Origin of the sequence: Pseudomonas sp. LS_2 (assembly GCF_042709235.1) — a bacterium.
Classification (GTDB): domain Bacteria; phylum Pseudomonadota; class Gammaproteobacteria; order Pseudomonadales; family Pseudomonadaceae; genus Aquipseudomonas.
The window spans coordinates 37731-50376 of the sequence record NZ_JAVAYC010000015.1; the positions used below are offsets into that span (position 1 = coordinate 37731).

14 protein-coding genes are annotated in these 12646 nt (G+C 62.4%); 4 read left to right on the forward strand and 10 right to left on the reverse strand.

Annotated elements, in window-relative coordinates:
- Positions 1-111: 111 nt before the first annotated feature.
- The 5 genes from RAC97_RS15190 to RAC97_RS15210 form a co-directional block, all read right to left on the reverse strand.
- A complete protein-coding gene (locus RAC97_RS15190) occupies positions 112-1167 on the reverse strand; it encodes a GlxA family transcriptional regulator (RefSeq protein ID WP_375099301.1) in 1056 nt (351 codons plus the stop codon).
- Positions 1168-1378: 211 nt separating this feature from the next.
- Positions 1379-2527 carry an ABC transporter ATP-binding protein gene (locus RAC97_RS15195; protein WP_375099302.1) on the reverse strand — a complete coding sequence of 383 codons (1149 nt, stop codon included), beginning with the start codon at positions 2525-2527 and terminating at the stop codon, positions 1379-1381.
- Between the two features lie 19 nt (positions 2528-2546).
- Positions 2547-3356 (reverse strand): ABC transporter permease, encoded by an 810-nt coding sequence (locus RAC97_RS15200; RefSeq protein WP_375099303.1) that lies wholly within the window; start codon positions 3354-3356, stop codon positions 2547-2549.
- Between the two features lie 6 nt (positions 3357-3362).
- Positions 3363-4274, reverse strand: coding sequence for an ABC transporter permease (locus tag RAC97_RS15205; protein ID WP_375099304.1), 912 nt, complete (start codon positions 4272-4274; stop codon positions 3363-3365).
- Positions 4271-5296 (reverse strand): polyamine ABC transporter substrate-binding protein, encoded by a 1026-nt coding sequence (locus tag RAC97_RS15210; protein WP_375099305.1) that lies wholly within the window; start codon positions 5294-5296, stop codon positions 4271-4273. Before RAC97_RS15210 ends, RAC97_RS15205 begins: the two co-directional genes overlap by 4 nt.
- Before the next feature lie 323 nt (positions 5297-5619).
- Here RAC97_RS15210 and RAC97_RS15215 point away from each other — a divergent pair, with 323 nt between their 5' ends.
- The 3 genes from RAC97_RS15215 (at position 5620) to RAC97_RS15225 (ending at position 7985) form a co-directional block, all read left to right on the forward strand.
- Complete coding sequence (locus RAC97_RS15215; protein WP_375099306.1) at positions 5620-7020, forward strand: PAAR domain-containing protein; 1401 nt, start codon at positions 5620-5622, stop codon at positions 7018-7020.
- The gene (locus RAC97_RS15220) at positions 7001-7405 is read left to right on the forward strand and encodes a hypothetical protein (protein ID WP_375099307.1); all 405 of its coding nucleotides are present in this window, start codon (positions 7001-7003) and stop codon (positions 7403-7405) included. Before RAC97_RS15215 ends, RAC97_RS15220 begins: the two co-directional genes overlap by 20 nt.
- Positions 7406-7586: 181 nt before the next feature.
- Positions 7587-7985: a hypothetical protein gene (locus RAC97_RS15225; protein WP_375099308.1), complete on the forward strand. Its 399-nt coding sequence runs from the start codon at positions 7587-7589 to the stop codon at positions 7983-7985.
- Between the two features lie 667 nt (positions 7986-8652).
- Here the strand turns inward: RAC97_RS15225 and ribBA are convergent.
- Positions 8653-9765: a bifunctional 3,4-dihydroxy-2-butanone-4-phosphate synthase/GTP cyclohydrolase II gene (gene ribBA / locus RAC97_RS15230; RefSeq protein WP_375099309.1), complete on the reverse strand. Its 1113-nt coding sequence runs from the start codon at positions 9763-9765 to the stop codon at positions 8653-8655.
- A gap of 77 nt (positions 9766-9842) precedes the next feature.
- Between ribBA and RAC97_RS15235 the strand changes: the two genes are divergently transcribed.
- Positions 9843-10136 (forward strand): DUF1330 domain-containing protein, encoded by a 294-nt coding sequence (locus tag RAC97_RS15235; RefSeq protein WP_375099310.1) that lies wholly within the window; start codon positions 9843-9845, stop codon positions 10134-10136.
- A gap of 104 nt (positions 10137-10240) precedes the next feature.
- Here the strand turns inward: RAC97_RS15235 and RAC97_RS15240 are convergent, their stop codons facing one another.
- The 4 genes from RAC97_RS15240 to RAC97_RS15255 form a co-directional block, all read right to left on the reverse strand.
- Positions 10241-10804, reverse strand: a complete 564-nt coding sequence (locus RAC97_RS15240) for an NUDIX hydrolase (RefSeq protein WP_375099311.1) — start codon at positions 10802-10804, stop codon at positions 10241-10243.
- Between the two features lie 2 nt (positions 10805-10806).
- Positions 10807-11559 (reverse strand): GntR family transcriptional regulator, encoded by a 753-nt coding sequence (locus RAC97_RS15245; protein WP_375099312.1) that lies wholly within the window; start codon positions 11557-11559, stop codon positions 10807-10809.
- An 88-nt stretch (positions 11560-11647) separates the two neighbouring features.
- The gene (locus tag RAC97_RS15250) at positions 11648-12037 is read right to left on the reverse strand and encodes a carboxymuconolactone decarboxylase family protein (RefSeq protein ID WP_375099313.1); all 390 of its coding nucleotides are present in this window, start codon (positions 12035-12037) and stop codon (positions 11648-11650) included.
- Between the two features lie 116 nt (positions 12038-12153).
- On the reverse strand, positions 12154-12639 hold the full coding sequence (locus RAC97_RS15255; protein WP_375099314.1) for a flavin reductase family protein: 486 nt from the start codon (positions 12637-12639) through the stop codon (positions 12154-12156).
- Positions 12640-12646: the final 7 nt, after the last annotated feature.

Below are 12646 nucleotides of genomic sequence, written 5' to 3' on the forward strand. Positions count from 1 at the left end.
TTGCGGGGCAGGAGCAATGATACGCCTTGGTTTCCATGCCACGCCGTGGCCCGACGGCTGCCCATGCTTGGCACCCGCGGCAGTCATGCTAAGCGCCGCCTGGAGACCGCCCTAGGCCAAAGAACCCTGGCTTTCGGCCAAGGGCACGCTGCGGGCGAAGCGTGCGCGGTAGTCGCGTGGGGTGACCGCCAGGTGGCGCTGGAATGCCAGGCGCATGCGCTCTTCGTTGCCGAAGCCGCAATGTCGGGCGATGCGTTCGATGTGCCAGTCGCCGTTCTCCAGGTGCCGACGTGCAGCCTCCAGGCGGAAGACCTCGATGGCCTTGGCCGGGGTGCGCCCGGTCTTGGCCTTGTACACCCGGGTGAAGTTGCGCAGGCTCATGTTGGCCTGCTCGGCCAGGCGCTCGACGGTCAGGCGCGGGTCGCCGAGGTTGTCGTTGAGCCACAGGTGCAGGTTTTCGAACAGGCTGGCGTCATCGCCCTGGGCCTTGAGCAGTTCGCTGAATTGCGATTGGCCGCCGGGGCGCTTGAGGAACACCACCAGCTCACGCGCCACCTGCATGGCCACCTCGCGGCCATAGTCGTTTTCCACCAGGGCCAGGGCCAGGTCGATGCCGGCGCTGACGCCTGCCGAAGTCCATACCCGGTCTTGCTGGACGAAGATCGATTCGGGGTCGACTTCCACCGAGGGAAAGCGCATACGCAGGGCCTCGCACATGGCCCAGTGGGTGGCGGCGCGGCGACCCTCGAGGAGCCCGGCGGCGGCTAGCAGGAAGGTGCCGCTGCACACCGAGGCGGTTCGGCGGGCGCTGGTCGCGGCCAGGCGCAGGCTGGCGACCAGTTCGTCGTGTTCGGGCAGGGTGCGCAGGATTTCCGGGGCGCCGGGCACCACCAGGGTGTCGATGGCGGTGTTCAGCAGGGGCGCCAGGGGTTCGGTGCCGACCGGCAGGCCTTCGGCGGTGGCTACCAAGCCGCCTTCAAGGCTGGCGGTGCGCACGGTATAGCCGGGCAGGCCGCGTGCCACGCAGGCTTTGGTCGCCGCCCAGAACACCGTCTGCGCGCCGGTCAGGTCGAGCAGGCCCATTTCGGGGTAGGCGAGGAACAGCACCTGGCGCGGGGTGTCCACGGACAGGGTGGGGTGTTCGGGGACGTTGGCGGGATGGGTCATGGTCGCGGCCGCAGGCAGGTAAAAGCCTTATGGTACTCCTTGTGCTGGCCGATGGCGGATACGCCCGCTCTTGCCCAGCGGATCCTGGGTTCAGTCGCGACACCTGTGGGAGCGGGGTCAGCCGCGAACCGGGGCATGGCCCCGGCCCGCAGTGTCTTCTTCGCCGGTAACCCCCCTCCCACAGGTTCAGCACTGCGCTAGAGGCTTGGACTCAGTGCGCCCCAGCAGCATTGCTCAGGTCGCTCTCGGCCCACTCGGTGTAGAGACAGGCATCTGCCACCGCCCAACGCACCTTGACGGTATCACCCGGTCGCATCGGCATCCCGGCGGCAGACAACGCCTTGACCGTCATCTCGGTGCCGCCGGCCGTCAGCACATGGCAGGTTTGGCTTTCGCCGAGGAACAGTACCTCGCCGACCTTGGCCTGTACCTCGTTCCAACCGGCCGGCAGAGGCTCGCGGGCGGCCTGCTCGGCGGTCAACGCCAGGGCTTTTTCCGGGCGTACCATGATCAAGGCATCTTGATCGTTACCTAGGCCTGGGGTCAGGCGTACCGCCAGCGACTGGCCCTCGAAAGCGGCAGCGCCATTGCTGTTGGCAGTTACCCGCAGGAAGTTGGAATTGCCCAGGAACGAGGCGACAAAGGCGTTCGGCGGGTTCTGGTAGAGGTCGTAGCCGCTGCCAAGGCCGACGATCTTGCCGTGGCTGAAAATGGCGATGCGCTGGGACAGGCGCATGGCTTCTTCCTGGTCGTGGGTCACGTAGACGATGGTGATGCCCAGGCGCCTGTGCAGCTGGCGCAGCTCATCCTGCAAGTCTTCGCGCAGCTTCTTGTCCAGCGCACCCAGCGGCTCGTCCATCAGCAAAATGCGGGGCTCGTACACCAGCGCCCGGGCGATCGCCACGCGCTGCTGCTGGCCACCGGAAAGCTGCGCAGGGCGGCGGTGGGCGAAGGCTTCCAGTTGTACCAGCTTGAGCATGGCGTCTACGCGCTTGCTGATGTCGGCAGCACTGAGCTTGCGGATCGCCAGGGGGAAGGCGATGTTGTCGCGCACCGACAGGTGCGGGAACAGCGAATAGCGCTGGAACACCATGCCAATGTCGCGCTTGTGTGGCGGCACGTTCACCAGCGACTGGCCTTCGACCAGGATCTCGCCGCTGCTGGGCGTCTCAAAGCCGGCCAGCATCGACAGCGTGGTGGACTTGCCCGAACCGCTTGAGCCCAGGAAGGTGAGGAACTCGCCGTCCTGGATGTCCAGGCTGATGTCGTCCACCGCGGCGAAGTCGCCGTAGTGCTTGTTCAGGTTGCGCAGGCTGACCAGGGTCTTGTCCCGTGCGCTGTCTTGGATGACTGCACTCATTGTTGTTGTCTCCGGGCGCTCAAGCGCGGGTTTCGTTGCGCCGACGCAGGGCGGCGGCTATGACCATCACCAGTACCGACAGGCCGATCAGCAGCGTCGAGGCGACGGCGATCACCGGGGTCAGGTCCTGGCGCAGGGTGGTCCACATCTTCACGGGTAGGGTCTGCAGGGTGGGGCTGGCCATCATCACGCTGAGCACGACTTCGTCCCACGAGACCAGGAAGGCGAACAGGCCCCCGGCGATCATCCCTGGGCGAATCGCCGGGAAGGTCACCTTGAAGATCGCCTGCAAGCGCGAGGCGCCGCAGATCACCGCCGCGTCCTCGATCGACTGGTCGAACAGCTTCAGCGAATTGATGATCGAGATGATGGTAAAGGGCAGGGCGACGATCACGTGGCTGACGACGAAGGAAAACAGCGTGCCGGTGTACCCCAGCTTGAGGAACAGCGCGTACACCGCCACCGCGATGATCACCAGCGGCACGATCATCGGCAGGGTGAACAGGCCGTAGAGCATCTCGCGCCCCGGAAAGCGCCCGCGCACCAACGCGAAGGCGGTGGGCAGCCCCAGCGCCACCGCGCAAACGGTGGTGAGCACGGCGACCTTGAGGCTGGCCATGGCTGCCTCCATCCACTCGGGGTTCGAGAAGAACTGGCCGTACCACTTGAGGGTCCAGCCTGGTGGCGGGAACACCAGCCACTGCGACGAGCCGAACGATAGCAGCACGATGAACAGGATCGGCAGCAGCAAAAAGGCCGCGATCACCCCGGTGGTGAGGTACAGGCCCACGCGCAGCGGGCGGCCCATGGCATTGGGTGTCAGGAGCATGGCGGCTTACCTCGGGTTGCCGACCGGGGATTCCGGTTGCAGCTTCAGGTAGAAGTAGAAGAGCACCAGGGTGATCAGCACCAGCAACGCCGCAGCGGCGCTGGCCAGGCCCCAGTTCAGGAACGACTGCACCTGCTGCACGATGAACTCCGGCAGCATCATGTTCTGCGCGCCGCCCAGCAGGGCCGGGGTGACGTAGTAACCCAGCGACATCACGAACACCATCAAGGCACCTGAGAACAGGCCCGAGCGGCACAGCGGCAGGAACACCTTCCAGAAGTTGGTCCAGGGGCTGGCACCGCAGATCGAGCCCGCTTGCAGCACCATCGGGTCGATGGCCTGCATGGTCGCCTGCAACGGCAGCACGATGAACGGGATCATGATGTAGCTCATGCCGATTACCACGCCCGTGAGGTTGTGCACCATCTCCAGCGGCGCATCGATGATGCCAAGCGCCATCAGCACCTTGTTGATCACCCCCGAGGCTTGCAGCAGCACCAGCCATGAGTAGGTGCGCGCCAGCAGGCTGGTCCACATCGACAGCAGCACGATGCTCAGCAACCAACGGCCCCAGCCCCGTGGCACCAGGGTGATCGCCCAGGCCAGCGGGAAGCCCAGCAGCACGCTGATCAGGGTGACCAGCCCGGCCACCGAGAAGGTGTTGAACAGCACGCGGGCATAGGCCGAGTTGGCAAACAATTGTTCATAGTTGCCCAGCCCCGGCACCGGTTCGAGCACGCCGCGCAGCAACAAGCCGATCAGTGGCGCGAAGAAGAACAGGCCGAGGAACAGCAAGGCCGGCAGCAGGTTGCGGCTGCCGCGCCAGCGCTGGGCCATGGCGGGGCGGCGCGAGGCAGCGCCCTTTGTTCCAGGTGCGGCGCCTTGCGCGCTGTGCAGGGCGTTGATGGCGACTTTCATTTGACCAGCCACTCATTCCAGCGCGCGGCGATAGCCTGGCCGTTCTTGGCCCAGTAGGCGAAGTCCAGGGTGACCTGGTCCTGGGCGTAGGCGGTGGGCAGGTTCGGGGCGAGTTTCTTGTCCAGTTGGCCGACGCTGTCGAGGTTGACCGGGGCGTAGGCGGTGAGGTTGGCAAAGTCGGCCTGGCCCTTGGCGCTGCTGGCGTTGGCCAGGAACTTCATGGCCGCGTCCTTGTTCTTGGCGCCCTTGGGAATGACCAGGAAGTCGGCCATGACCAGGTTCTGCTTCCAGCTCACGCCCACTGGCGCGCCGTCCTGTTGCAGGGCATAGACCCGCCCGTTCCAGAACTGCCCCAGCGAGGCTTCGCCGGAGGCCAGCAGTTGCTGCGACTGGGCGCCGCCGCCCCACCAGACGATGTCTTTCTTGATGGTGTCGAGCTTCTTGAAGGCGCGGTCCAGGTCAAGCGGATAGAGTTTGTCGGCGGGTACGCCATCGGCCAGCAGCGCCAGCTCCAGCACGCCGGGGCTCGGCCATTTGTACAGCGCGCGCTTGCCGGGATAGGCCTTGGTGTCGAAAAGGGCGCTCCAGTCCACCGGCTTGTTGGCGCCGAGCTTGCCTTCGTTGTAGCCGAGCACAAAGGAGAAGAAGAAAGAGCCTACGCCGTGGTCGGAAACGAAGCGCGGGTCGATGCGATCACGCTGAATGGTATTGAAGTCGAGGGGTTCGAGCAGGCCTTCGTTCGCGGCGCGCAGGGCGAAGTCGGCTTCGACGTCGACAACGTCCCACTGCACGTTGCCGCTTTCGACCATTGCCTTGAGCTTGCCGTAGTCGGTAGGGCCATCCTGCACCACCTTGACCTTGCTGCTTTCGCTGAAAGGCTCGGCCCATGCTTGTTTCTGCGCATCCTGCGTGGTACCGCCCCAGCTGACGAAATTCAGGCTGTCAGCGGCCAGTGTGGCCTGGCAGGCCAGGGACAGCAGGCTGGCAGACAGCACTGCACTTACTCGTTTGCTCAACAGCATGGTTAACGCCCTCGTTGCTTTTGTTATTCGAGGCGGGCTTCGTGCGCCCGCCAACTGTGTTCGGGGAGCTGCGATCTGTAGGTGTTGCGTGGCCGTGTCTTGAGTGTAGGTGGCCGGCAGGTTTAAGGTCTACGGGATATCATATTATGGTATTCCAAGATTTTGGCAAGAGGGCGCGGAACTGGTGATCGCTTGTGTCCTTTTGTGAGAGGGGGTGTGAATCTTCTTAGCAGGGTGTAGGACGCGTCTATTTCGCCGCTGTCGGGAAGTTTTTCGCCTTGAAGCTGCTAGGTTCCCGAGCTTTCACGCAAAGGAACCTGCACATGCTTCGTGTCAATTTGAATGGCAAAGGCCAGGCGCTGGATGGCGACAGCACGACCACCGGTGCCGTTTGTATTGCCAGCGGTGTTGGCTATCGCTCGAACGGTCGGGAGGTGCTGCGCCAGGGTGACAGCACCACGCCGTGCCCTGAGTGCGGCAAGGTCGGCACCATTGTCGAAGGGGTGCCGTTCTTCATCTCCAACGGCCGACCCGTGGCGGTGGACGGTGCGTTGGTAGATTGCGGCTGCCCCAGTGGCAACAACCGTGTTGTGGCGCCGCTGACCGGCGGGGTGCCGGTCGCACAACCATTCAAAACCTCTGCGGCGCCTGCAGCGCCCGCCCGGCCATTCCAGGCGCCCTCGGCATCACCCGCGAAGGCGTATTTCTCCCCAAGCGCGAGCGCTTCGCCAGCGGCACTGGAGCCTGGCTTCTACATCGTGCCGCGCAGCATGTCTGGCCCGCAGGTGCTGGCCCAATTGCTCACGCACGATTCAACGCTACCCATCGCCCGGCTCCAGCGCTTGAACCCGACCTTTGAGCAGGGTTTCAAGGCGGGCGAAATCTTCGTCATTGGCGACCTAGACAACCACCAAGCCTGTACGCGTGAAGAGACGCAGTTGATGCAGGCTGCTGAGCGTGCGCGTGAGGCGTTGGCGATGCTCAGCGATGAGGAAGCCAACTTCATGATGGAGCACATCGGTGGGATCGCCGGGGTGTTGAGCGGGGCGAGCACCTCGATGGGCGTAGGCAGGGACATGCTGGAAAAGGGCCTGGGGCAGGTCCAGGACACGCTCAAGGGCATCGAGGCGCTGCACCAGCGGCAATTCGCGGTGCATGGTCACTTACGCAGCCCGGAGTTCTTTGCTTCACGCCAAGCGTTGTACCAGCAGCTCAGTACACAGTTGAGCACGTCGTTCCTTCACAAGCGCTTGAACCTTGGCAGTTACGACACATTGCGCCGCGATTTGGGTATTTCGCCGAAGAGCCTGGTGCATCACTGGAAAAAGGCAAATGGGCCAGGGCAGATTCCAGGGTACGCCACGCACTTGGATGAAGTGTCGAAGACCGCGCGCTACTTGAAATATGGAGGCTATGTAGCGATCGGGGTGGGTGCGACAGCTTCTTACCTGAAAGTAGAGGAGGCGTGTCGGGCCGGAGAGACGGATGAGTGCAAGAGGGTTCGGTTTATAGAAACTGGAAGTTTTTCCGGAGGATTAGCCGGCGGTGCCCTAGGTGCTGTTGCAGGAAAAAAAGCGCTGAAGGCCATTTGTCGCTTCACTCCGGCAGGGAGAGCTATATGTGGAATTGCGGTGGTGGGTGTTGGCTCTCTTGTGGGCAGTCAGATGTCAGGCGCAGGAGGTGGTGCGTTTGGAGAAGCTATGTATGAGTGGATTTATGATTGATGTGTCTACTTGTTCGCCGGAGATAAGGGTTGCGATACTTTTTGTGCCGTTCTCCATGGCTATTGTTGGTTTGGCAATAACTGCACATATTGCGGCCACCTCACATTTCGAAGTGTTGCGTGCTGCGCTACAGAATAGCGAGGGGTTTCAGGAGGATGTCCGAGCGAATGGGGCATTAACAGTAAGGTTTAGAGTGTTGATAGTATCGGGTGCGTCAGTGTTGCTGTTATGGCCAGAGTGGGCTATTCGAAAGGGCCTTCTGGATCCCGTTGATAATCAGAATTTCCCTGGTTACTTGAGGCGGCGCATAAAGATTTCCTTCTGGCTGGAGGTTCCTTCATTCATTTTGTTGGTGGTGATTGGTTATGGCTTTAAATTTAAGTAGGTCGACGCGCCTTGCTAAGTAAGTTAGGGGTGTGACGAGGGTGACAGCTTTTGCCCTTGCTGCGTTGTCTAAAATTCCGCGTTGTTAGAGTGAGTAGCGCCTGGAAATTCCAATTATTTCGGCTGGTCACGTACTGGAGGTGGGGTGAGTGAGCGCCGGGGAATTCATTTCGAGGAAACCCATGATCGACCTCAGTGATTGGTCTGCCAGCTGGAGACTTGTGGTGTTGCTTCCGCCACTCGTCGTCGCTTTGGTTGGACTGGGAATTAATGCGCATATTGCCGGATCAAGGCACTTCAAAGTTATGTGCTCGGCCCTTGGGCGAAGTCGTTGCTTGCATGAGGAGCTGCGGCGAGGGGGCGCTTTCACCGTTAAGCTTCGGGTATTGACGGTCTGCGCCATGACAGGTGTTTTTCTATGTCCTGGGCTTTCCATAGGTCGTGGAAATCTAGACCCGGAGGATTATCGGGAATTTCCGGACTATCTCAAGCGCCGAATGAAAGTGGCTATAGCTTGCATGGCCATAGGAATGGGGTGGTCAGCGTTCATGTATTTTCTTGTTGAGTTCGCCTCTGCATGAGTGGGCAGACCTACCGCTACAGGTGAAACTGTGGCCGCAGGTTCACGAAGGAGAGTGGATGGGTGACACGTTATATGAGTGGAGATCCAAATGAGCGAGTTCTGGTCAACAGGATGGGCCTTTGTCTTTATGGTAACGCCGTTTTTACTCTGTCAGGTCGGGCTCACGATTAGCCTTTTACTTACCCGCAAAGCTAACTACGGTCGCATTGTTAATGCGCTACCCAAAAGCGCTTGGGTAGCGCAATATCGGCGTACCTTTGGCGAGATAAGTTTCAAGTGTAGATGGCACCTGGTAAACACTATAAGTGGGGCGCTTATCTATCCAGCTTATGTCATTCGTAAAGGCTTTTTCGATGAAGCGGAAATGCACTCGTTTCCAGCAGGTTTGCGCCGGTTCATGCTGGTTTCCGCAGGGTTTTCCATTGTTGGGTTTTCGTGGCTGATGCTTGCCGCGAGATGTAGAGGAGTTCCCGTATTACTTGAAACTTCGTATTCAGGTTGCGATGACGTGTATTTTTATCGGGCTGCTTTGGTTGATGGTGCTGCCTATTTTCCGCTTCAAGGCATAGCCCAGGAGCGAAAAGCACAGAGGCCAAGTCGTTGCCTGCATGAAGAACTGCGGCTACAGAGGACACTGTGGCCGCAGCTTCGCAGAGGTATGCAGATCAGTTGCCTGCGAACGGAATACTCTGCACCACCTCCAACTCATACCCCGCCAACCCCGCATACTTGAGCGGCGGCCCAAGATGCCGCAGTTTGCCCACGCCCAGGTCCTGGAGGATCTGCGCGCCGGTCCCCACCTCCGAATACACCTTCGACTGCCCACGCTGGTACGGCCGCACCGGCTGGGTCAGTTGTGGCACCCGCTCCAGCAGCGCCTGGGACGACTCATGGTTGGCCAGCACCACCACCACGCCAGTGCCTTCTGCCGCGACCTTCTCCAGCGCCGCCCACAGGGTCCAGTTCGCCGGCCCCGCATACTCGGCGCCGACCAGGTCGCGCAGCGGGTCGATCACGTGCACCCGCACCAGGGTCGGCTGTTCGCGGCGGATGTCGCCCATCACCATGGCCATGTGCACGCCACCCTCGATACGGTCCTCGTAGGTCACCAGGCGGAAGGTGCCGTGCACGGTGGGCAGTTCGCGTTCGCCGATGCGTTTGACCGTCTGCTCGGTGCTCAGGCGGTAGTGGATCAGGTCGGCGATGGTGCCGATCTTGATGCCGTGGCGTTCGGCGAACTGCTCCAGGTCGGGGCGGCGGGCCATGCTGCCGTCATCGTTGAGCACCTCGACGATCACCGAGGCCGGGGCGAAGCCGGCCAGGCGCGCCAGGTCGCAGCCAGCTTCGGTGTGGCCAGCGCGGGTCAGCACGCCGCCTTCGCGGGCGCGCAGGGGGAAGATATGGCCGGGCTGTACCAGGTGCTCCGGGCGGGCATCGGAAGCCATGGCGGCAGCTACGGTGCGCGCACGGTCGGCGGCGGAGATACCGGTGGTGACGCCAGTGGCGGCTTCGATGGAGACGGTAAAGGCGGTGCTGAACGCGCTGCCGTTGCTCGGCACCATCTGCTCGAGGCCTAGACGCTGGCAATGTTCGTCGGTCAGGGTCAGGCAGATCAGGCCGCGCGCCTCGCGGGCCATGAAATTGATGACCTGCGCGTTGCACCGTTCGGCGGCGATCAGCAGGTCACCTTCGTTCTCGCGATCCTCGTCGTCCACCAGCAGCACCATCTTGCCCTGGCGGTAATCTTCGAGGAGTTCTTCGATGCTGTTGAAGGCCATGTGGCATGCTCGCTGTGGTCAGGTAAGTTTTATGGTATACCATAATACATAAATTAACGTGTACAGGAGCACGACGAATGAAGGCTTACTGGATCGCCCATGTGGATGTCACCGACCCTGAGCAATACCTGCAGTACACCCAGCGCGCACCTGCCGCAATTGCCGCTTATGGTGGGCGTTTCCTGGCTCGCGGCGGGCGCAGCGAGGCGCTGGAAGGGCGAGCGACGCCGCAGCGCAGCGTGGTGATCGAGTTCGATTCGTATGAGCAGGCGGTGGCGTGCTATCGGTCCGAGGCGTACCAGCAGGCATGTCGGCACCGTCAGGGTGTGGCGCGGGCCGAGATCGTCATCGTCGATGGTTTCGCGGGCTGATCGAATGCGGCGCGATCCCTGTTGGAGCGGGCTAGCCCATGGTCTTGAGTGTGTGGCGAACGCGTCTCGGCCGATACATTCCTCGAGGGGGATGTTAAGGCCTGTCAGCGGATGAAATGGACCTTGCCGGTGTCGTCGTTGCCCATGTAGATGCCGTACACCCCGGCCTGGCGCTCAAGGATGTACCGTTCGAGGATCTGCCGGATGGCCGGGTAGTAGATCTCGTCCCAAGGGATCTCGTCGGGGGCGAAGAAGCGGTAGGCAAGGGTTTCCGGCCCGAACTGGCCGGTTTCCTCGGTGGCGATGGCGCGGAAGATGATGTACACCTCGCTGATTTTCGGCACGCTGAAAATCGAGTAGGGCGAGACGATTTCGCCACGCACGCCGCTTTCTTCCCAGACCTCGCGCAGCGCCGCCTGCTCGGTGGTCTCGCCGGCTTCCATGAACCCGGCGGGGAGGGTCCAGGTACCGGGGCGTGGGGGGATGGCGCGCTGGCACAGCAGGTATTTGCCGTCGCGCTCGATGATGCAGCCGGCGATGATCTTCGGGTTGACGTAGTGCACGTAGCCGCAGGCGCGGCAATGCAAGCGTTCGTGGGTATCGCCGGTGGGAACGCCCCGGCCAAGCTCGGCGGTGCAGTGCGGGCAGTAGCGTGGGGCGTGGGGCATGGTCAGCGGCCTATGCGAGGGTCCTTCAGGGCCAGGGGCTCGACGATGTCGCGGACCTGGGCGTTGCCGTCCTGCTTCTGGCGCAGGTACTCCAATGCGACTTTGGCGGCGGCGCGTACGTGGTCGACCGAAGCCTGGTGGGCCACTTGCGGGTCGCCGCTCTTGATCGCCGCGACGATCTTTTCCATTTCCTGGTTGCTGGCGCCACGGCGGTTGGCCTGGGACACCGAGGTGGCGCGCAGGTAGCTGATGCGCGCCTGCAACTGGCGCAGCTGGGTTGCGGCGACGTGGTTGCCGGAGCCTTCGAGCAGCACGTCGTAGAAGCCCTGCACCGAGTCGAGCACCTGTTGCAACTCGCCTTCCTCAAGGGTCTGGCGGTTGACTTCCAGGGCGCGCTCCAAGGCGCGGATGTCCTTGGCCTTGGCGTTCAAGGTGAACAGCTGGACGATCAGGCCCTCGAGCACGCAACGCAGCTCGTAGATGTCACGGGCATCTTCCAGGGTGATGATCGCCACGCGGGGGCCCTTGGCGTCGGCGAATTCCACCAGGCCTTCGGATTCCAGGTGGCGCAGCGCCTCGCGTACCGAGGTACGGCTGACACCAAGGCGGTCGCACAGGTCGCGCTCGACCAGGCGATCGCCCGGCAGCAGGTGGAAGTTCATGATTGCGCTGCGCAGCTTGTCGAGCACGATTTCGCGCAGGGTTACGGGGTTGCGGTTGACCTTGAAGCTGTCGTCGAGGGGCTGGCGTTTCATCAGGTGCGCTCTGTATGAGGCTGTTGCGCCAACACCGCGGAACAGCCGCAACCGCGGTGCTCCTTGCAGTGGTTCGAACAGCCCGTTGTTAACGGGTAGGTTCCGCATCGGCTTCGGCGAAGGCCTCGCGGGCCAGGCGGAAACTGTCCACCGCCGCGGGCACGCCGCAATAAATGCCGACCTGAAGCAGGATCTCGCGAATCTGCTCTCGGCTCAGGCCATTGCGCAAGGCACCGCGGATATGCAGCTTGAGCTCGTGGGGCCGGTTGAGCGCGGAAATCATCGCCAAGTTTATCATGCTGCGCTCCTTGAGCGATAAGCCCTCGCGGCCCCAGACGTGGCCCCAGCAATATTCGGTGACCAACTCCTGCAACGGCTTGCTGAAGTCGTCGGCGTTCTGGATCGAGCGGTTGACGTAGTCCTCGCCCAGCACCTGGGTGCGGATGGCAAGGCCTTGTTGGTATTTCTCGTTGCTCATGGGGCGGGTCTCCTGTGTCAGCGAAGAAAAAAGAGGGCCGTGACCGAAGCTGAGGGTGACGGGACGGCCCCCGAAAACCGGTAGGTCGGCGCTGATGCCTTCGCTCCCAATGGAACTCAGCCCAGCGGTGGCAGCGCGCCGAGCTTGCCCTTGTGGTAGACCATCGGTGTCGCCGGCGTCTCAGGCAGGATCAGGTTCTTGACCTGGCCGACGATGATCGCGTGGTCGCCGCCGTCGTACTCGCGCCACAGTTCGCATTCGATGATCGCCGTGGCCTTGGCCAGCAGCGGGTTGCCCAGCGCGCTGAGGTGCCAGTCGATGTCACGCGCCTTGTCCTTGCCCTTGCCGGCAAAGGCGTAGGCCTCGGCAGTCTGCTCGGCGGCCAGCAGGTGAATGGCGAACTGCTTGCTGTCACGCAGCACCGGGTAGGTGTCGGAGGCGTAGTTGGGGCAGAACAGCACCAGCGCCGGTTCGATCGACAGCGCGCTGAAGGCGCTGGCGGTAATGCCGACGATGCCACCGTCGGCGTCCAGGGTGGTGACCACCGTGACGCCGGAGGGAAACGAGCCCATCACGTCTTTGTAGATGCCTGGTTCGATCATCTTGGCT